The organism is bacterium (genome assembly GCA_030647005.1).
Classification (GTDB): domain Bacteria; phylum Patescibacteriota; class Patescibacteriia; order JACPHY01; family JACPHY01; genus JAUSKG01.
In genome coordinates this window covers 16,463-36,463 of the sequence record JAUSKG010000033.1, presented here as the reverse complement: position 1 = coordinate 36,463, position 20,001 = coordinate 16,463, and the positions used below count along the sequence as shown (strand labels likewise).

Annotated in this window: 11 protein-coding genes; 9 read left to right on the top strand and 2 right to left on the bottom strand. The window is 61.9% G+C overall.

Annotated elements, in window-relative coordinates:
* Nucleotides 1–32: 32 nt before the first annotated feature.
* Nucleotides 33–6,407, bottom strand: coding sequence for an Ig-like domain-containing protein (locus Q7S96_04725; protein ID MDO8463540.1), 6,375 nt, complete (start codon nucleotides 6,405–6,407; stop codon nucleotides 33–35).
* Between the two features lie 477 nt (nucleotides 6,408–6,884).
* Here Q7S96_04725 and Q7S96_04720 point away from each other — a divergent pair, with 477 nt between their 5' ends.
* From Q7S96_04720 to Q7S96_04680, 9 genes are all read left to right on the top strand, one after another.
* Nucleotides 6,885–7,397, top strand: coding sequence for a sigma-70 family RNA polymerase sigma factor (locus Q7S96_04720; GenBank protein ID MDO8463539.1), 513 nt, complete (start codon nucleotides 6,885–6,887; stop codon nucleotides 7,395–7,397).
* Entirely contained in the window at nucleotides 7,372–7,995 is a 624-nt protein-coding gene (locus tag Q7S96_04715; protein ID MDO8463538.1) for a hypothetical protein, read from the top strand. The genes Q7S96_04720 and Q7S96_04715 overlap by 26 nt, the downstream gene beginning before the upstream one ends.
* 432 nt (nucleotides 7,996–8,427) lie before the next feature.
* Complete coding sequence (locus Q7S96_04710; GenBank protein ID MDO8463537.1) at nucleotides 8,428–12,135, top strand: hypothetical protein; 3,708 nt, start codon at nucleotides 8,428–8,430, stop codon at nucleotides 12,133–12,135.
* 578 nt (nucleotides 12,136–12,713) lie between these two features.
* A complete protein-coding gene (locus Q7S96_04705) occupies nucleotides 12,714–13,613 on the top strand; it encodes an Ig-like domain-containing protein (GenBank protein ID MDO8463536.1) in 900 nt (299 codons plus the stop codon).
* 5 nt (nucleotides 13,614–13,618) lie between these two features.
* The gene (locus Q7S96_04700; protein MDO8463535.1) at nucleotides 13,619–14,314 is read left to right on the top strand and encodes a hypothetical protein; all 696 of its coding nucleotides are present in this window, start codon (nucleotides 13,619–13,621) and stop codon (nucleotides 14,312–14,314) included.
* A 10-nt stretch (nucleotides 14,315–14,324) separates the two neighbouring features.
* Nucleotides 14,325–16,400 (top strand): S8 family peptidase, encoded by a 2,076-nt coding sequence (locus tag Q7S96_04695; GenBank protein MDO8463534.1) that lies wholly within the window; start codon nucleotides 14,325–14,327, stop codon nucleotides 16,398–16,400.
* Nucleotides 16,401–16,636: 236 nt separating this feature from the next.
* On the top strand, nucleotides 16,637–17,644 hold the full coding sequence (locus Q7S96_04690; GenBank protein ID MDO8463533.1) for a GDP-mannose 4,6-dehydratase: 1,008 nt from the start codon (nucleotides 16,637–16,639) through the stop codon (nucleotides 17,642–17,644).
* A 66-nt stretch (nucleotides 17,645–17,710) separates the two neighbouring features.
* Complete coding sequence (locus Q7S96_04685; GenBank protein ID MDO8463532.1) at nucleotides 17,711–18,376, top strand: glycosyltransferase family 2 protein; 666 nt, start codon at nucleotides 17,711–17,713, stop codon at nucleotides 18,374–18,376.
* A gap of 4 nt (nucleotides 18,377–18,380) precedes the next feature.
* The gene (locus Q7S96_04680) at nucleotides 18,381–18,728 is read left to right on the top strand and encodes a DUF2304 family protein (protein MDO8463531.1); all 348 of its coding nucleotides are present in this window, start codon (nucleotides 18,381–18,383) and stop codon (nucleotides 18,726–18,728) included.
* A 59-nt stretch (nucleotides 18,729–18,787) separates the two neighbouring features.
* On the opposite strand, the gene Q7S96_04675 is transcribed toward Q7S96_04680, so the two are convergent.
* Nucleotides 18,788–19,891, bottom strand: a complete 1,104-nt coding sequence (locus Q7S96_04675) for a hypothetical protein (GenBank protein ID MDO8463530.1) — start codon at nucleotides 19,889–19,891, stop codon at nucleotides 18,788–18,790.
* Nucleotides 19,892–20,001: the final 110 nt, after the last annotated feature.

Here is a 20,001-nt window from a genome sequence, read left to right as displayed (position 1 = left end):
AGGGAGGGATGCGTGGTCAGTTCGTCGGTGTATTACTCACGTGCGAAGGTGACCGTTGCCGTGGACGTGAGAGCCGATCCGTCGCCGTAGACGACCGTCGCATCGAGGGCGTGGACGAAATGGTCCTGGTAGCCGAGGGCGCTGAAGACATCGTTTGTGACGAGTCGCTTCACCCCGCCATCAATGTAGTACCGTGCCCCTGCGGAGGATACGATCGTTCCGGTCGGATGGACGTCCGCACCCAGCGGGTTGCCCTGCGTATAGCCCACCCAGAACGAGACCGGCACGTCAACGATCTTCTTGTTCCAGCTCGTTCCGTACAGCGTCTGTGCGCGCTGCTCGGTCTCCACCCAGCGGAGCGCGCTCCCGGGCTCCACGGCGTAGACCTTGGGATCGGACTCAATCTTCACGAGCCACGTTCCCGGGCGCACGGTGACGAATCCTCCGAGCTGGAGTGTCGCCATGTCCGCATTGGAGATGTGCTTCACCTTGCTGAAGTCCTTGTGCCAGGACTTGAACGTGAGCTCGTTCGGGTATACATAGCGTTTCCCGTTCGCGCCAACGAGGTACACCGCGTTTGAGGATGTCGCCTTCACGATGTCGCCGGCGTTGAGACCGATGCTCGTTGCGCCAGGCGTTGCGGATGGTGCGGTCGTTGTCGCGGCGGTCCCACTCCCCCCACCATCGGTCGTTGGCGCAGGTGTCGTCGTTCCCGTTGTCGGCGCGGCGGTACTCGTCGCCGCGGTCGTGATGCTGATCGTATCCGAGTTTCGCGTGTTCCCACTCGTATCCTTCGATCGCAGGATGTAGAAGTACTTGGTCGCCGAGGTGAGCGCGGTGTCCACGAATGTCTTGACGCCCTTGGCAACGCGTGCGATTGCCGTTGCGGCAACCGCGGTTGACGGTGGTGTGTTGCGCAGAATCTCGATCTCCGCGAGATCGGTGTCTGCGGGATCAGTCCATGAGAGCGTCACGCTGTTCGCACTCGCGCTCGAGGTGACGTTCATCACGGCGCCGGGTGCTTGCACATCGCTCGAGGTCGGCGATCCGCCACCACTCGTGGAGCCAACGATGCCGAACGTGGAGAAGTGTGAGATCTCTGCCGTCAGGAGATTGTTCACCTCATCCACCGTTGTCGAGAACGTCTCCCACTCTCCGTTCGCGTCAATCGCCGCGAGGAGGAGCGTGCCTTCGTCGCTGACGCTCGCTGCCGAGAGGTCGCTCGCGCTGAATGGGATCGTGATCGTCACGTTGCTGCTGAGGTCGGAGAGCTCCTTTCCATTCGCGTCCGTCGGGCTGATAGTGAATCCACTGCTCCCGACGAAGTTCGACGTGCCGCCCGGGTCGATGCCCGCGACCGTCGGGTCCTTCGATATCTGCATCGTCGCCGTGGAGCTGTCGGTCGTGGAGAACGCGTTCATCGGTGCGTTGATCGAGAGTCCGATGATGTCCTCGGACTTCATGAGTCCTCCAGCCGTTGGCGTGAAGTTCACGTTGTTGCTCACCGGCGTGAAGCCGCTCACGGCGGTGTCGAGGTCTGCATTGAACGCCGCGGTGCTTGCCGTTCCGTTCGTCACGGTGACGGTCGTTGACGAAGTCGTCTTCTTCCCGTTGTCGCCGATCGTGGTGACGGTCCATGTCCCGTTCGTGAGCGAGAGCGAAGCATCGCTCGTCGTTTTATCCATCTCCGCGACGATGACATTGCCGCTCGCGTTCGTCGCCGTCACGCGCGCGTTGCCGTTGTAGTCCACGTCGCTGTCATCGCGGACGCTGACGATGACGGTGTCACCGGCCGAACCGGTCGCCTGCGTGAGCGCGATATTTTCACTGAGCGTGAGGTTTCCGCCGCTCACGATCGCGTTCGCGCTTGCGGATCCGTATCCGCTCTTTGATGCGCGGATCGTGTAGCTGCCATCTGGAACATTCGTGAGCGAGAGGTTGCTGTTCGTGCTGGTCTGCGATCCCGTCCGCGTGTTGAACATCTTGCCGCTCGTCGTGGAGGTGACAGTGATGGACGCGCCGGCGAGGTTCGTTGAACCATCCGTCACGCGACCAGCGACCGTCCGGAGGTTTGCCGGTGGCGTACACGTGATCGCGGTCGTGGTATTCGCGGTGACGATCGCGGACTGATCGCTGCAGAGGTCGCCGTACTTTGGTGAGCCACCGCGCACGGTGTACGTCCCCGGCGGGATGGTGAGCGTGTACACGCCGGCACTGTTCTGGCCGGTGCCGTTCCCCAGTCCGCTCGAGTCGCGTACATCCACGAACGCATCGGTGATGCCGGTGATCGTGATCTGGAGCGTACCGGTGGTCACCGATGTCCCAAAGTTCACGGTCTGGTTTGCGCTCGAGGTGTCCACGCTCGTGCTCCTCCCGCAGTGACCCTTGCCGTTCGCGAAGCACTCGACGGTGTAGCCGGTTCCGGCGGGCACCTTGATCGAGTACGCGCCCTCCGAGCACGCACCATGGTTCCCGCCGTTCGTGCCGAACGCGCCGATGAACGCGCCCGATGGGCAGGTTCCGCTGACGGTCTTGAAGTCGCCCGCGGTTGCCTGGAGGTTCTTGCCGGTGAGCGATGTTCCGGAGACGACGACGGTCGTACAGCCCACTTGGCCGTAGGACGGTGCGTGTGCCCGGACGTTCCAAGTGCCGTTGCTCACGTAGAGCGTGTAGTTGCCGCTCGAGTTGGTCGGGCTGAACGAGTGTCCGCCGTTCGGGGTGAAGGACGAGCATGATCCGCCAGCGGTGATGCGCTCCGCATCCACGCCTGCGTACTGGATCTCGTTGCCGGACTCATCGAGCACCTGCCCCGCGATCGTCGTCGCGGACTTCTGGAGTTTGATGATGACGCCGGTGAGGCTCGCAGTAGTCACCGTGAGAATCTGTGGCTCGGACTCCGGCATACCCGGTGAGAACGCGCGCACCTCGTACGTTCCACCGGAGACATTGAGCGTGAACGTTCCGTCGGATTTACTCTGTGCGAATCCGCCGTTGCACTGCTTGAATGCGCCGTTGCTGTCGAAGCAGCCGAGCGGGAACGCATTGACGTACACGTTCGCAATGCCGGTTGCCGATCCATCCTGTACCGTCCCGCTGATGGTGTTCGATGCGACATCGAGCGTGAAGGTGATCGCGGAGGGGTCACTGCTCGTCGGGACGACGACTCGGGTGGGCGGTGGCGGCATGAACGCGAAGTCCGGAACCGGCGGAGGGCCGCTCGTGAAGTTGCTGAAGTCAATGTGCGGACCAATGCCGCACTCGTACGTCTTGCCGCCCTTGAGCTTGAGCGTTGTGGTACCTGCTCCCGCAGAGTCGAGTGTGACGGTCTTCATGACGGGGCGCGAGAATTCGCTATCGAAGGTGCCGGCATGGCAGAAGAGATCAACGACCTCGCCGTTGAGCGTTGCGCCGGACGCAATCGTCACACTCAGGGTTTGTCCAGTCACCGCGAGGTTCTCGAACTTGAAGTCCACATCGGAACTGCTCGCGCCGTTGATCGTCAACTGCTTGAAGCTTTCACCGCTGCCGACGTCTGCGGTGGTTGTGGGGTCTGGCGGCATACCACAGCCGTACTGGCCGTTGGAGAGACCGGAGACGGTCCAATCGCCGTTTGCGTCCGTCGTGGTTTCCTGTGATCCGGCGAAGACACCCGCGGTGCTCCCCTCGAGGTATCCTCCCTGCTGCTGGCAGAAGACCTTCGCGCTCGCAATCGCCGTATCGCCTCCGGGGATGTTGCATGTGCCACCGCCGACGCTACTCTTGCACGCGGTGCCGGAGATGGCGTACGCACCTGCGCTCTGGATGGAGAACGGCGACGGGTTGATGGTCTCTCCCTTCTTGATACCGCTGTTGTCCTTCACGATGACCGAGATCTTCTTATCCGTCACCGCGGTTGTCGGGGTCTGGAGTCGGTCGAGCTCAAAGAAGATGCGATCGCCGGATGCGATGGTCGCCGTGCCGGTGGTGACAGTGCAGGTGTTTGCAACCGTGTTGCAGGTGACGCTCGCGATCGTTGGCGCGCCCGCGGCGGCAGGGCCGTTGATGTCCGCGTTCACGAACGACGTTGCGGCTGGCACCGCACGGATGGCGTTGCTGCTGGAGTCCGTGTAGGTGAAACCGCTTGGGAAGGTGAGCGTGAACGTCGAGCTGGCCGGCAGCGAGGCCGGAGCAGGGAACTCACATTCGAGTATTGTGTTCTTGCCGGTGATGCGTACGCGCGGCTCGCAGCGTTGCGGATTGACCCAGTACGAGCCGAAGTCCGTATCGGAGTAGAAGTTCGTGTCCGCAGACCCGGAGAAGCCGAGCGTGCCACCCGTGGTCGTGGCATCGAGCACCGTGAAGTTTGCCACGTTCGCGCTGTTCGTCGTCGAGATGGCGGTGCCGGTGAATCCGGCTGCGTTCGTCACGGTCACTCTGCAGTCCTGGCCGGGCTGGAGCCCAACTCCCATCACGCGCAACTCGCGGAATTCCGCATCCCACGTTGCCGCCTTGCTCGCGAGGGAGATGGGAACTCCGGTGGGACACTGAAGTGCGACGTTCGAGGTGTTCACGTTGTTCGACGAGATGAGGCCGGAGACCGCCATCGGCTGGTCAAATCCACAGACGAAACCGAAGGAGTCCGCATCGCAGTATTGGAGCGTCGGCGCGCTCACCGCCGTTGCGGAGCCGGTCGTGAAGCACTTGTTCGTGATGTCTGCGGCGATGGCATTGCCCGCGAGGTCGCGTATGCCGGTGCCGATGAAGTAGCAGTACCGTTTGGATGCCGTGAGCGCAGCGTTCAAGCTCACGTTCAAATCCCGACCGCTTGGGTCCGTGCTCACGTTGTACGCCGTTGTTGCGATTTTCTCCAAGGTATCGCAGTTGCTGTCGCCGTTCCCATCCGTGTCGTTGCAGAGGCCAAACGTCGTCGTCGTCACGGTGTCCGGTCGGATATTCTCGCTGAAGCTGATGCGGAGTGATCCCGTCACCGCCGGATCAACGCCCGTCGCACCGTTGGCGGGTTTGAGGGGATCCGCAGTTGCGAGCGTTGGCGCGGTGGTGTCCGAGGTTGTCCCAGTCGTGAAGGAGTAGCATGCATCCGCGGTCATGCTGCGGCTCTGCGCGTTCAGGACATTTGCTGCGAGGCAGAAGTCGTAGGTGGTGGACGCGATGAGTGTGACGCCATTCACGCGGAGCGTCCTGCTCGCGCCATCCCATGTCCCGGTACAGCTATTCGCCGTGGTGCAGACATCCGTGCCAAGTACGCCATTCGTGGTTGGTCGCAGACGAATGTTGTCCACGTTGTCCACGGCGTTCGCTGTTCCGTTCGCGAGCATATCTCCCTCCGGTCCTGTGGGGAAGACGAACGCGATCGCCGTGTTGAGCGGCACACTTTGTGTCCCAGGGCCCGGGACGGTGGTGAGAACGCGCGGGGAGGTGGTGTTCGTGCCGGAGTCCACGGAGCCGGTGCGGAAGATGCGTGAGACGCTCGCGCCGAGTGGAATGTTCGTGGAGCCCTGTACCGTCCCGTCCACGGTGAGCTTGTAGGTGGTGGAGGTCTCGAGTGATGCGGCGCAGGTGATGCGGTCGTTTGTTCCGAGGCCGTTGCCCACCGTGACCGTGGAGCAGCGGTTGACGTTCGTCTCCGGACTTGCGCATGTGAGCGCATCCGTCGCTCCGGTGCACTTGTTGACTGTGACGGTGGCCGTGGAGGGCGACGCATCGCCGCTCGTGAGGAGCGACCCCGATGCGATGTTGATGTCAATCGTTGCTTCGAGCGGGACGAAGCTCTGCCCATTTCCCGGGCCGCCACCGGTGAGCGTTGGCGCGGTGCCGTAGCGGAGCGTGAGGGCCTTTTCATCAATGATTGATCCCCCGATATTTTGGCTGTTCCCGGTGTCATCCGTGAAGACCGTCGCTGTCGCCGGACCGGCGCCTGCCGGGTTTGTGACGGGGCCAAACGTCCAGACCATGGGAGTACTCGCCGCGATGGTGACAGTAGGAGCGTTGTCATCGGCCGTCAGCGCGACATACGCCAGGCTACCCGTATTCAAACAGCCAACACCCGGTACGGCGGTGCCACCAACGGTCAGTGAGCAGGTGGTGTAGTTTCCGACTCCCGGGAACGTCGGTACCGCATCCAAAAAATTAACGCCGACGGAGCGTATGTTGCTCGATGCGCCCGAAGGTGTCGTGAGCTTCACGGTGTACGTGACGCCGGTTGCGGCCGTCGCCGGAGTTGACGGCATGACGGTTGCGACCGTGAGTGCCGCAGCGTTCGCCGGCTGCGGGATGAGGACGCCGAGCGGGATGCCGAGCGCCCAGATGATCGTCGTTGCCGCGAGGGTCAACGAGAGACCTCTTCGGGCGGTCGTCCTGGCGCGCCGACCTGCGCGCGAGGCGAGCTGCGTGATGAATGCGTTAGACATACATTTCAGTCCAAACATGGTATTGCCTCCCCGTGAATCCGGAGAGTGCTGAGTGCGAAAAAAGTTGACCTGGTTCTATTGTACCCTGCTCGTGTTTTTGGTTTTGATGTGTATATCTTCGTGGTTCCTGTCATGGAGATTACATGGTTTTTATGTGATGAGAGCTGTGACAGATGGAGTTTTCAATAGCTAAAAAATAGCACGATAGTGTTATAAAATAGAGTTATGTATCGCAGCGTGGCACAGTAGAGCCATTTTTTTATTGATAAAGTGATGTTTTTTAGCACGCTAGAGTGCTAAAAAGTATTGTACGCATGATACTGACACTTGATCATTCTATTGATATCTGCTACAGTGCTTCCAATGAAGTGGCCTTGATGTTGCCCTAATGTCAGGCCATTTTTCTTACTTCAGTTCATGAACGAGCAAGAACGATATCCACACCAAGGAATGGCTGATCCGTCCGTTCAGGATGCTGTGGTCGTCCACCTTCCGACCCTCACGCGATTTGTTGCCTACCGGGTGTCGGACCAGGATGACGCGAAGGATGTCCTCGCGGAGACGGTGTGTCAGTTCATCGAGTACTGCCAGCGAACCGATCGCGTGATCGCGCACCCGCGCGGCCTCCTGTTCCGGATCGCACGCATGCGGCTCGTCGCGTACTACGAGACGAAGTCGAACCGCGCCGGTGACATTACCATCGAGGACGCACCGGAACTTCCGGCGGCAGGATCGCTCGAACGGCGGGTGGAGGCGAGGGAGCAGTTGGAGCAGGTACACGCCGCGCTTGCGGAGATGCGGGAGGAGGATCGGGAACTCATCACGCTCACCGCGATGCTCGGACTGACGATCGCGGAGATCGCGGAAATGCTCGAGACGTCACCGGGGGCCGTCCGCGTCCGGCTCCACGCCGCCAGGAAGAAGCTCAAGAAGCGTTTGCGGGAGAACGAAGCACGCACACCACATGAAGAGCACGTGGACCACACATGAGATGGACGTCGCGCTGCGCAGCTATGGGCAGGCGCTTGCACCGTCCGATGATCGCCTCCGGGATCTGGAGGCGCACGTTTGTCGTGTCGCAGAGATGCGTTTTGGAACGGGGGTGCTCGAGCGATCGGTTCAGTCAATGCGCGCCGTCCACAGTGTGACGGATGCACCGCAGGGTATGCTTACTCTCCTGCGGGCGCTCTTCATGCGTCCCGCGTTTGGGATCGCCGCGATTGCCGCGCTTGCATTTTCTGTCATGAACGTCGCGGGGCGCATGGGCGATGATGCAACGCTCGCGGGTGCCACGCTCCCGCCGCAGACATCCAGCGCGGTTGCGTCCAGTGGTTCGGCGACGGTCGCGCAGCAGGAAGGAGTCAACGCGCTTCCCAAGAGTATCTTTGAGACCGCAGTTGCAGTTGCGCCGCAGACCGCTCCGACGCAGGCGCGCACGGTGCGGCCGGCAGCGACGGATGTCCACCGCGTGAAGAGCGTTTTTTCTGACGAAGAAATCGCGACGCAGTACCGTCGCGGCAAGAACCTCTTTGTTGATGAAGAGCGCGATCAGTTCTACCGCAACCGCAGCATCTTCTTCGGCGGGTGAGGTTCTCCTTCGCCAGTATGAGATTTCTCGCTCGCGCTCGAAATGACAGAAATACTCGAAATGACAGAAATGCTCGAAATGACGGAAGGGGTTCGTCTTTTCTCACCGATGTCATTTCGAACAGAGCGTAGCGGAGAGAGAAATCTCACACGGTACAATATTGGAGCTTGTGAGAAAGGAATACACGGCTGGAGCAATGGAGATATCTCGCGTCTCTCCATCGCTCCCCTCGCGTATCGAGGGCCGGTGCGGAGCCATCGTGGGATGTCTTTGCAGGGAGAGCGGCAACGCTCGGCCTGCGAAGTTCATCCCGCAGGATGTCTCTCGCGCGGGTATATATAAATAGGTGTCGGTCAGCAAAGGTCGTCTCCGATGCAAGTCGGAGGACCGCACACCAATCTCCTCACTAAAGGAGTCAGTCGGATTATCTCTATGCACAGTGCAATCGCACTCGGGAAGCGCACGCTCACGTGGTCCGTCGTTATCACGACGATCGCGTGGTCCATGGGCCTCTCGCTCCTCATCGCTCCGCTCGTCGCGAGCGCGGCGCCAGCAGCGGGAACGCTCATCAAGGGTTCTCTCCCGGCCGTGTACTACTACGCGGCTGATGGGAAGCGTTACGTGTTCCCGAATGAGCCAACGTACAAGACCTGGTACGCGAGCTTCTCCGGTGTCCAGTCGGTCACCGATGCTGAACTCGCAGCGATCTCGATCGGTGGAAACGCAACGTACAAGCCAGGTGTCCAGATGGTGAAGATCACCACGGACCCCAAGGTGTACGCGGTGGCAGCAGGCGGAACGCTCCGTCACGTTGCAACGGAAGCCGTTGCAGTCGCGATCTACGGCGCATCCTGGGCCTCCATGGTCCATGACGTTCCGGACGCATTCTTCGTGAACTACACGATTGGTGCGGCGGTCAATGCGGCATCGGACTTCGACAAGGCGGCGCAGATGGCGGCGGCAACGAGCATCGGTGTGGACAAGGGCATCGCCGGTTCCACGGCGGTGACACCGCCGGTGGTGGTTGGCCCGACCGTCCTCTCCGCGTCTCTCGCGGAAGCGGGTGGCGGCACGCTTGCGCCGCGCGCGGCTGACGCGCCGGTGCTCAAGCTGAAGCTCGTTGGTACCGGCACGGTGACGGGCCTCAAGGTTCTCAAGACCGGCGGTGAGGCGGACGCGAACATCACGGGCGTGAAGCTCTACGATGGTACGACGCAGCTCGGCACGACGCAGACGCTCAACGCGAGCGCGCAGGCGTCTTTCACCGGCATTTCCATTGCGGTGAGCGGCGAGAAGACCATCACGATTGCGGCAGACATCGGCGCGAACGCCGGCAGCTCGTTCACCTTCGAGGTGAATAAGGCGGCGGACATCACGCTCTCGTCCGGCAGCGTCGGCGGCACGTTCCCGCTCAAGGGCGGAACGATGACGGCAGATGCAAACCACGCAGCAGTTGGTACCGCAGTACTCTACCGCGGTGCGAACATGCCGACCTCGGATCAGAACATTGATCCCGATGAGCAGGGCTTCCGTTTCACGCAGGTTCGCGTGGAGGCGGGTTCTGCCGAGGATCTCGTGGTGAAGCAGATCGTTGCGATCCAGTCCGGCACGGTTTCGACGTCCGATGTGAAGGACATCAAGCTCGTGCTTGAGGAGACAGGTGCAACGCTCGCGGAGTCCGCAACGCTCCCGGCCAATGGCCGCGTGGTGTTCGACGGATTGAGCATGACCATTCCGAAGGGTGAGAGCCGGAACTTCTCCGTGAAGGCCTCCATCACGGGCGGGTCCGCGTCCAACCGCACGGTTGGCTTTGATCTCCACGACGGCAACGCGTACACGATCCGTGTCGTTGGTGCGAAGTACGGTTTCGGCATCACGCCGACCCGCAATGACTTCTGTGCCACGGCAGGCGTGACGGGTGGTGCGTGTCAGGCGCAGACCGTTGCGCAGGGCACGCTCCGGCTTGACCGCGCATCGTCCAGCCCGGCAACGGGCAACGTCGCGCAGGGTTCGACCGGTGTCCCGCTCCTCGTGGTGAGTTTCACCGTGACGGGTGAGGAGGTACGCATCACGTCGCAGAACTGGGACTTCACGTTCGCGGATGACTTCGTCTGCACGGAGCTCACTTCCGTCACGCTCTACGACAGCAAGGGCGCGGTTGCAGCCGGTCCCAAGGACTGTGCAACGAACACGATCACCTTCACGGACACGATGACGGTTCCGGTTGGCACGAACGCGTACACGCTCAAGGCGAACGTCGCTTCCACCGCCGGCAATGACGGTGATGGGACGGCGGACACGGTTGTCGCGACCCTCGACGTGAGCGAGTTCACGGCGAAGGGCGTGCAGTCCGGCAAGGTCAGCACGGTGCAGACGACCACGGACGTGGCGGGCAATACGCTCACGGTCAATGCCGCCGCGCTCGCAGCGACGACGCTCGCGACGCCGATTGCGGGTAACGTGATTGCGGGCGTGCAGGACTACGGATTCGCGAAGTTCACGCTCGACGCATCGGCTGGTGGCGAGGACGCGCGCATCGCTTCGATCCAGGTCGCAGATGCGACTGGCGCAGCGGCACTCCCGGGTGACCTCGTCAACTTCGAGCTCTGGGGCGACGCGGATACGTCGGACAGCACCGACACGATGGTCCGTATCTCGACCACGAACTCCACGGCGGCTGCGACGTACACGGCGAATACCGCCGGTATTGACAGCACGTTGACGTTCACCTTCCAGAGCCCGCTCCGCCTCAGCAAGACGAAGAGCGCGACGTACGAGGTACGCGCGGACATCCTTGCGACGGCGGCGACTGGCGCGACCGCGACGCACGTCGTAGACGTGGCGGCGGTGACGGCAACGGGTTACACCACGAGCTCCGCCATCACGATGACGGATGGCACGCAGATCACCGGTGCTGGTCAGGCACAGACGGTTGCGGCGAGCGGCACGCTCAAGGTTGAGCTTGCAGCAGACCGCGCGGTCTCCGGCCCGATCGTTGCCGGTTCCAAGGGTGTCTCGATGACGAAGTACAAGCTCACCGCAGCGGATGAAGATGTTGATGTCACGCAGCTCCCGGTGTTCATCGCCAACCAGGCGGAGGCAGCGGGCAACCTCGCGAACGTTGATACCTTCAAGCTGTACCTCAATGGGACCCTCATCGGGAACCAGGCGGGCTACACGTTCGGCTCGGACGGCGAGAAGAATGTCGTGCTTGACTCCGGTGTACTCCGCGTGGTCAAGGACAGCCCGATGTACCTGGAGATCAAGGCGAGCTTCAACGCGAAGGAGCAGGTGACTTCTGGCAGCGTGCTGCATTTCGGCATCGGCGACGATGACGGTGATGCAAGCTCGTGGGCCGCAGCCGCGTCCGCAACGGTCGGCTACAACATCGTGGCCACCGGCAAGGACTCCGGCGCGACGATTGACCAGAATGACATTGACTCGAGTGGCGTTGATGGCAACACCGCCGGCACGATTGATGGTGGCTACGAGATGGGTGTGTTCGACGGCGTGCTCGCGGTCGGCCTCGACGCGAACTCGCCGAGCGGCGTGCACACGCCCGGCACTGGTAAGGAGGTCTTCCGCATGTGGGCGACCGCAACCGGCGATGAAATCACGGTCTTCGACCTCGAGTTCATCAACTCCGGTTCGGCACAGGGCGGCGACACGAATCAGGTGACCGGTACCGGTTCTGCGTTCCTCTACAACACCGACCGCTCGGTGACGTACGCGGACTGGCTGACGGCGAACGTCACCCAGCCGATGGACGCGGGAACCGGCGGTATCCACGTCAACGGCTTGGAGAGCACGACGGACGATGCGGGTCTTGATGGCGGCAGCTCGGATGGTTGGGACACGGCGCTCATCATTGGCGCGGGCGAGACACGCGTGCTCCTCCTCGTCGGTGATACGACGGGCGCAGGTGGCGCTTCCTCGAGCAAGTCGCTCCAGACGAGCATCAACGACGGTACGGCGACGGCGTCCGGTGTCCAATGGATGGACGTCCAGCTCTCCGGCCTCAACGGCACGAGCTGCACGGCCGCAACCACCGACCTCGCAACGGCGAACGAGTGTGTTGTGGACTCGGCGACGTACACGAAGACCTTGCCGGTCAACGGCAACGGCCTGACCTACAACTAGCACGAACGTTCCGCAACGGGGGCTGCTCCTCCTCGCTTCGCACATCGCGCTGCAGGTGCGATCGGCCCCACGCGGAACCTACGGATAGTTGTGCCACTCGGCTGACCGCCGCTCGCATACTCCTCTGCGGAAGACCAGGGAGGATTCGCACGACGACGTGACCGTGGAGTCGCGGGTGATTCGGGAACCATCGAGCCGCAATCAATGGCTCGACCCGCCCCGCACAGGGCTCACACGCTCGCGACCGGCGATGCATCTCCTTTCAGGAACACCACGCGAGCAGCAGGCGCGGCGCGATGCCGCTGCAAACACCCCTCCGGAAACGGCGGGGTGTTTGCGTTGCGTGTTTGTCATTGCGAGGAGCCACCCATTATTGTCATTGCGAGCCGAGTCCCCGAGGCGTGGCAATCCCGGCCATGCAGTGTACCCGGCTTTCACCTTCTGCCGGTATGACCGGGATTGCCGCGTCGCGGACTCCTCGCAATGACAGGGTAAAGCAAACGGGAGACGTTTTGCTGTGTGCTTTCTCTCCATAGTGCGCTATACTGGAGGTGCTGTTCTTGTACGGCATCAATGCTATGAAACGCATCATTATTCCCGCGGTGCTCGCCCTCCTGTTCGTGTCCGTTGCGGTTGCCCGTGCGCTCGCGCCGCCGGAGGTGCGCGTGGAGCTCGCCCCGCTTACCAACGCGACCGTGTTCGGCGGTCAGTTGGATGTTCTGGGGCTTGATATGACGGTGATCCCTGGAAAGGATGACGTGCTCGACGTGCTCTTCGTCAAGCAGGATGGTACCGCGGAGTGGGAGCGTGACATCGTTGCGGCCGAACTCTGGGCAGATGCGGGCGCGATTGGGTTTCAGGGGATTGGTGTTGATACGCTGCTCGGTGCGGGGACGTGGCTCGGAAGTGAAAACGGCTGGGCGTTCCGTCGGATCAACGCGGACGTTCCCGCAGCGGGCAGACGCTTCTTCATCACCGTTGATGTCCTTCCTCTTCCGACGAACCATGCGACGACACGGCTGACGCTCCAGACGCATCTTGATCGGTTCAAGGCGATGGAGTATGATGCGGGTGACCACGGCATCTTCCTGCGGACCGCTCGGCCTGCGCCAGTCGCGGTGATGACGAGCGCGACGTTGACGATCCAGCAGATTCAAGCCGACACGCTTGCACCAACGGTGCGCATCACGGAACCGGTGGACGGGAGTACGTTCGCGCGGGATTGGATTTTCGTCCGCGGCGTTGCGCAGGACCACGGCGGATCGGCGGTTGCGAAGGTACAGCTCGCGGTGAACCGCGTTGGGAAGGCACAGACGTGGATTGACGCGGTGCCGGAAATCCCCGGCTTTGGCACGTGGGAAGTACGGCTCTTTGGCCTGCCGCGGGGCAACACCATTGAACTCCGCGTGCGCGGAGAGGATTGGAACGGGAATCGCAGCACACTTGGAGCGCCGGTCCTGATCACCCTTACGGAATAACTTCCATGGAGAACATCGTGCAGCGTTTGAACAAACCCCGCGCCATCCTCGCGATCGGCGCAGTGGTGTTCGTGGGGATCGTTTTGCTGGCGGCGCACGAGCGGGCGTCACAGGCGGTGGCGCGTACGCTCACGCCGGGGGACGTCACACTCACCGATGTCGAGCGCAGTGCGCTCGATGCGGACATCGCTGCGGCGTATGTGGAGCTCGCCGATGATGACGACAAGAACGATTTCAACGCGTACGTGAAGATCGCGCTCGCGAAGGAAGACCTCGGCGACCGTGAAGGCGCGGCGGCCATCTACCGCGACATGAATGAGCGGTACGCCGGCAACTATCTATCGTTCCAGAATCTCGGAATACTCTACCAGGAGGACAAGAAGTGCGAGCTCGCCTCCGAGCAGTTCCTCCGCGCGATCGCCAATGCGCCGCGCATTGCACATCACTACCGGAACATCGTCAATCTCTACACCTACGATTGTCCGGAGTATGTCCACGATATTCCCGTGGTGCTCCAGGACGGGCTCGCGATCATGCCGAACTCCGTGGACATCCTCTCGCTCATGGCCGTGTACCACCGTGATTTCGGCACCATCGAGGATGCGATTCACTGGTACGAGTTTCTCCTCGTCTACGATCAGGAAAACAGGACTGCCATTGATGAGGTACGAGAGCTCCGCGAGCAGCTCAGAGGGATATAAGATTTGAGATTTGAGATTGGAGATTTTCGAGCACTGTCTCATGACGTACTGCAGCACCAATACGCGGTGCATATTCCATGCGTTGGTGGCGTTGGTCGTGTTCGCGTTCGCGTTTCCCGCATATGCGCTTTCGCCATCCGATTCGCTCTTGGGCGAGCAGTGGTACCTTGACGCCATTGCGGCGAAGGACGCGTGGGAGGTGACGATTGGGAACCCCGCGTCCATCATCGCGGTACTCGATGTGGGGGTTGACCTCGATCATCCGGATCTCGCGAGCGCGATGTGGCAGAATCTCGGCGAGATTCCAGGCAACGGCGTGGACGATGATCGCAACGGGTATGTGGATGATGTGAACGGTTGGGATTTCGTCGGCAACGATAACGATCCCACGCCCGCGTACGATGTCGCGGGATCAAACCCGAATGATCTCCACCACGGGACGGTCGTCGCGGGCATCATCGCCGCGCGCGGGAATAACGGGCAGGGGATCGCGGGGATTGATTGGCTCGCGAAGATCATGCCGTTGCGCGTACTCCGCTCGGATGGCGTGGGCGATCTGAACGATGTCCTCGCTGCGCTCCGGTACGCGCACGAGCAGGGCGCATCGATCGTCAACTTGAGTTTCGTTGGCACCGAGCGTTCCGTGGAACTCGACGCGCTCATCATCGAGCTTGCGCGCGATGGCGTGCTCGTCGTTGCGGCGGGTGGGAACGAGGATCAGCGCGGTCGCGGGAACCTCGATGACTTTCCTGCCTACCCCATCTGCTCCGGCAATGGTGAGGGGTACGTGCTCGGCGTCGCCGCGACGAACGAACAGGATGAGAAGGCGACGTTCTCGAGCTACGGCGATTGCGTTGATCTGAGCGCACCGGGTTCGCACATCGTCGGGACGAGGTTCCACGATCCCGATCATACCGCCATTGCGGTGGGTGATCGGATTGGGCAGACAACATTCTCAGAGCCCTACGGTGGTTTCTTCAACGGCACCTCGTACGCCGCACCAATTGTCGCGGGTGCTGCGTCCCTCGTGCGCGGCCTCCTTCCGTCACTCGCACCGCTCGACATCATCGCGCTCCTCCGGCAGGCCGCTGATCCGATTGCGAATGTCCCCGGCGCGCTCACGGGCAAGTTGGGTGCCGGACGACTCCAACTCTCGCGCGCGGTGCGCGAAGCGCTCGCACGCGCAACTGCGGCACCGAGCATGACGCACTCCTCGATCGAGTTCAGCAGGCCCATCGTCGGTGTGCTCGAGGATGTCATCGTGCGCGTGGTGGTGCAGAACGACAGCGGCCAGGTACTCGGTGGTCGTAGCGTGCGCCTCCTCTCAGATCGCATTGACGATCTCATCGCGCCCACCACTGCGCTCACGGACGCAACCGGCATCGCATCGTTCTCCATCCGGGCGCAGCAGGAGGGCATTGCGGAGCTCCACGCGCTCATCGGTGACCTCACGGTTGCGACGGGGCGTGTCGTGGTAGCCAGTGGCGGCGCTGCGGGGATCGGTATCGGGTCGCTCCTCAAGGGTTCCACGAGTTCGGTGTACGTCGTGGACGCACGCGGGAAACGGTACGCGTTCCCGGATCGCCAGACATTTGACTCGTGGTACGCGGACACCAGTAGTGTCCTGCGCGTGGACGACAGCGTCCTCGCGGCCTTCCCGCTCGGCGGGCTGGTGACGATTCGACCCGGGACGTTCCTCGTGAAGATTCAGACCGACCCCAAAGTGTACACGGTGGAGCGGGGCGGTGTGCTCCGGTGGGTGCCGACGGAGGAGATGGCTATCGCACGCTACGGTACCGCGTGGGCATCGCGTGTCGTTGATGTGCCGGATGCATTTTTTGCCACCTATACCTCTGGCACGCAGGTGGGTCCGGGTGAGTTCCCGTCGGGCTACCTCTGGGAGCATCCTGCCACTGGCACGCGTGCGATGGTCGAGAACGGAACGCTCCGTGCGTTTGGTACGCGAGAGCTGTTCGCGCAGAATGGTTTGCAGGAGCGCGATGTCTTCCGTCACCTCGTCGTGGAACTCCCGTTCGGGAATCCCATCCTTGGCCGCGAGCAGACGCTCGCTATTCCGATTCCATGATGAGACCGGAGAAAAAGTTGCTAGGTCCTTTCCGTCATTTCGACCGAGTGAGTTCGTACCCCCTTCCGTCATTTCGACTGAGTGAGTCATCGAGCGAGTGGAGAAATCTCGTTTCGCGGTATAATGGGTAGTGGTACTACAGGACGAGATTTCTCGACTTCGCTTTCGCTCCGCTCGAAATGACGTAGGGGGAGAGCAGTGATCCGACGAAAGCATTTTTCTACGGTCTCAATTCTATGTTCGAGCAGCCCATTTTTGACAAGCCGAATATCCTCGTCACCGGTGGCGCGGGGTTCATCGGGTCGCACCTCTGCGAGCGTCTTCTCGATCGAGCAAAGGTCATCTGCCTCGATAACTTTGTTTCCGGTACGCAGCAGAACATCGAACACCTGCTGCAGCGACCGGATTTCGTTTTCATCAAGCACGATGTGACGGCACCCATTGACCTCAACGCGTTCCCCGAGCTCGTGCGCTTCAAGGTGGAGTTCCAGGGCGTGCAGGAGATCTACCACCTCGCGTGCCCGACCTCGCCGAAGGATTTTGAGGACCTCCGCGTGGAGACGCTCCTCGCGAACAGTTACGGGACGGTGAATGCGCTCCACCTCGCGTCGCAGTTCCGTGCGAAGTTCCTCCTCGGGTCGTCCTCCGTCGTGTACGGGGCGCGCGATCGCGAGCGTTACCAAGCCGAGGATGACTACGGTGTCGTAGACCACCTCGGGCCGCGCGCGTGCTACGACGAGGGGAAGCGGTTCGCAGAGACCGTCGTGGCGACGTACCGCCAGCAGTACAGCATCGACACGAAGATCGCACGTATTTTTCGCACGTACGGCCCGCGCCAGCGCCTCCGCATCGGCGAGATGATCCCGGATTTCGTCGTCAACGCGCTCGAGGGGAAGGACCTCACGATCTATGGCGATGAGACCTTTACGACCTCGCTGACGTTCGTGGACGATGTCGTCGCCGGCCTCATCGCGCTCATGGAATCCGAGGAGGGAGGGCCGATGAACCTCGGATCAACGGAGATGCACCGGATCGCAGATGTCGCGCGCATGGTCATCGAGATGACGGGGTCGGCATCCTCGGTGCGTTTCGTCGAGCCGCTCCTCTTCATGACCCCGCAGGGCGTTCCGGATATCAGCAAGGCGAGGAATCTCTTGGGTTGGACACCGATCACGCGCCTCGAGGACGGCCTCCAGAAGACCATTGACTTCGCGCAGGCGCACCGTGAGCTGTTGGGATACTAGCATAAACGCAGAACGCAAAAGTGAGAATGTAAAAGTTCTGCGTTCTGCGTTCATCATTTTGCGTTTATGCGCACCGTCGTCATTATTCCTGCATACAACGAGGCGCAGACGGTTGCCGAGGTGGTACGGCGCGTGCGGGAGCGATGCGCGCGCGTGATCGTGGTTGACGATGGGTCCCGCGATGGGACGGGCGAGCTCGCACGCGGCGCGGGCGCCGAAGTGGTGCGTCATGCGGTGAATCGCGGGCTTGGTGCGGCACTCGGTACCGGCATCGCGGCGGCGCTCGCGCGCGGGGCGACGTGCATCGTCACGATGGACGCCGATGGTCAGCACGACCCGACGGACATCGCGGAGCTCATCGCGCCGATCGAACGCGGCGGTGCAGACCTCGTCATTGGGACGCGCTGGCATCATGCGGCGACAGCCCCGCTCGCGCGTCAGCTCGCCAACCGCACCGCGAACCTCGTCACGCGAGTCCTCTTCGGCGTGCGGTGCTCGGATACGCAGTCGGGATTCCGCGCGATCGCACGTGCGGCCGCGGAGCGTCTCGACCTGCGCACGAATCGCATGGAGGTCTCCAGTGAGATTCTCGCTGAGGCCGCGCGGCTCCGTCTGCGCATCGCCGAGGTTCCCATCCAAACGATCTACACCGCGTACTCGCTCTCCAAGGGCCAGGGACTCGTCACCGGCGCGAAGACCGCATGGGGATTGATGCTCCGACGGATGTTCTAACACTATGCTCATGCGCATCCTCCTCATCGCGGTTGCATGTGCGGGAATCCTCCGTGCGGCGGTGCGGTTTCAGAAACGTGACATTCGGTTGCCGGAGTTGTTACTCTGGGCGGCAATCTGGGTGCTCGTGGCACTCGTCGCGGTGGTGCCGGAGGGGACGAATCGCCTCGCGGATATCCTCGGCATCGGACGCGGCGCGGATGTTGTCGTGTATGGTGCGATCGTGGCACTCGCAGCACTCCTGTTCCGCATGAGCGTGCGCATGGAGCAGCTCGATCGGGCGATCACGAAGGTGACGCGAGAGGTCGCGTTGTCGCAAACGAAAAAAAGCGATCCCAGAGAGGAATCATGACCGCAGACGTGAAGGCCCCCGCTCCGTGATGGAGCGGGGGCTGTGGTGTACGAGGCGGATCAGCCATCGGTACGCAGTGCTTCGGGGAGTGTCTGGATGCTGTCGCGGAAGCTGGAGGTGACGTCCGGCCGTTCGCCTTCTTCCGAATGCCAGAACTCGACGTTGCCGCACGCCGTCACGTGGTGCACATTGAATGTATTGCACGTCCATGCGCCGTTCTTGCCGTCCTCCTCGAAGCCGACGGCGTAGGTGCTCTGGTGCCGGCTCACGTGCCACGCATCGCGGACATCCTTCGAGAGGAGGAAGCGCACCGAGGCGATTATGGGATCCTCGCCTTCCGTGTGGCAGTGCTCGTCCCACGCATGGTACAGCGCGGCGCGATCCTGCGGCGCGGTGGCGGTGAACATGCGGTACGATGCCCAGAGCGTGATCTCGAGGAGTTGTGTGCCAAGCTCGATGTTGCCGCTCACACGCTGACGGATGCACTCGCTCACGAATCGCTGCGTGAGATCGTCGAGCGCGCGTTGCGTGCGCGCGGAATACGGACCGAATCGCTCCTCCTGGATCGGAGTCGGCATGTACGTGTCGAGCGTGCCGCGCTGCATGGTCCACCGATCTTCATACTCACCGGTGGAAACTACTCCCTCTGCGAAACGCATCCCCCATGAGAAAAGGGCACCGAGGAGACGCTCGCGTTCCGCGACGATTTCTTGGAGGCGGTTGGAGTTGCTGGTATCAACGATGCCCCACCAGTCCGTGCGTTCGACGGGTGCGATGTACGGTTTGGGCGCATGTTCGATAATGTGGTGCGCCGCGCGCCGTTGCCGTACCGCCTCGGTGACGAATGCGTGTTCGAGTGCGGCGAGCCGTTCGTTTACATTGCGGATGCGCTCGATAGCGAGCGTGCGTTCGGATTCGGTCATGCGTTCGTTGGAAACGTCAACGACGAGGGGGTTGTGGATGATGGTGACGACGGCACCGGGAGCAGCGGCACAGGTGCCGCGGCTTGGCTGCTCACCGAACTGTTCGTATGGTCGCTCGCAGATGAGCTCGCCGTTCTTGTCGTAAGAGCGCACCACGCGAGGATCGGGTGCGGCATGGTGCTGCGCGTGCGCCGTGTTCGTGATGAGTGATGCCAACATGATGGCGACGGATCGCTGCATGGTTCTCCCTTGTTGTGAAAGAGTATTTCGCGGGCACTGCTCTGGTACCGTCGCATGCGATCTCCGGTTTGTCAAGCCGCTGTTTCCATGCGATGATAGGCAGCATGAAT

Excerpts from the sequence above, each read along its gene's own strand:
- Q7S96_04725 (MDO8463540.1), bottom strand. The coding sequence starts at position 6,407 with ATGTCTAACGCATTCATCACGCAGCTCGCCTCGCGCGCAGGTCGGCGC.
- Q7S96_04715 (MDO8463538.1), top strand. The coding sequence starts at position 7,372 with ATGAAGAGCACGTGGACCACACATGAGATGGACGTCGCGCTGCGCAGC.
- Q7S96_04710 (MDO8463537.1), top strand. The coding sequence starts at position 8,428 with ATGCACAGTGCAATCGCACTCGGGAAGCGCACGCTCACGTGGTCCGTC.
- Q7S96_04705 (MDO8463536.1), top strand. The coding sequence starts at position 12,714 with ATGAAACGCATCATTATTCCCGCGGTGCTCGCCCTCCTGTTCGTGTCC.
- Q7S96_04700 (MDO8463535.1), top strand. The coding sequence starts at position 13,619 with ATGGAGAACATCGTGCAGCGTTTGAACAAACCCCGCGCCATCCTCGCG.
- Q7S96_04690 (MDO8463533.1), top strand. The coding sequence starts at position 16,637 with ATGTTCGAGCAGCCCATTTTTGACAAGCCGAATATCCTCGTCACCGGT.
- Q7S96_04685 (MDO8463532.1), top strand. The coding sequence starts at position 17,711 with ATGCGCACCGTCGTCATTATTCCTGCATACAACGAGGCGCAGACGGTT.
- Q7S96_04680 (MDO8463531.1), top strand. The coding sequence starts at position 18,381 with ATGCTCATGCGCATCCTCCTCATCGCGGTTGCATGTGCGGGAATCCTC.
- Q7S96_04675 (MDO8463530.1), bottom strand. The coding sequence starts at position 19,891 with ATGCAGCGATCCGTCGCCATCATGTTGGCATCACTCATCACGAACACG.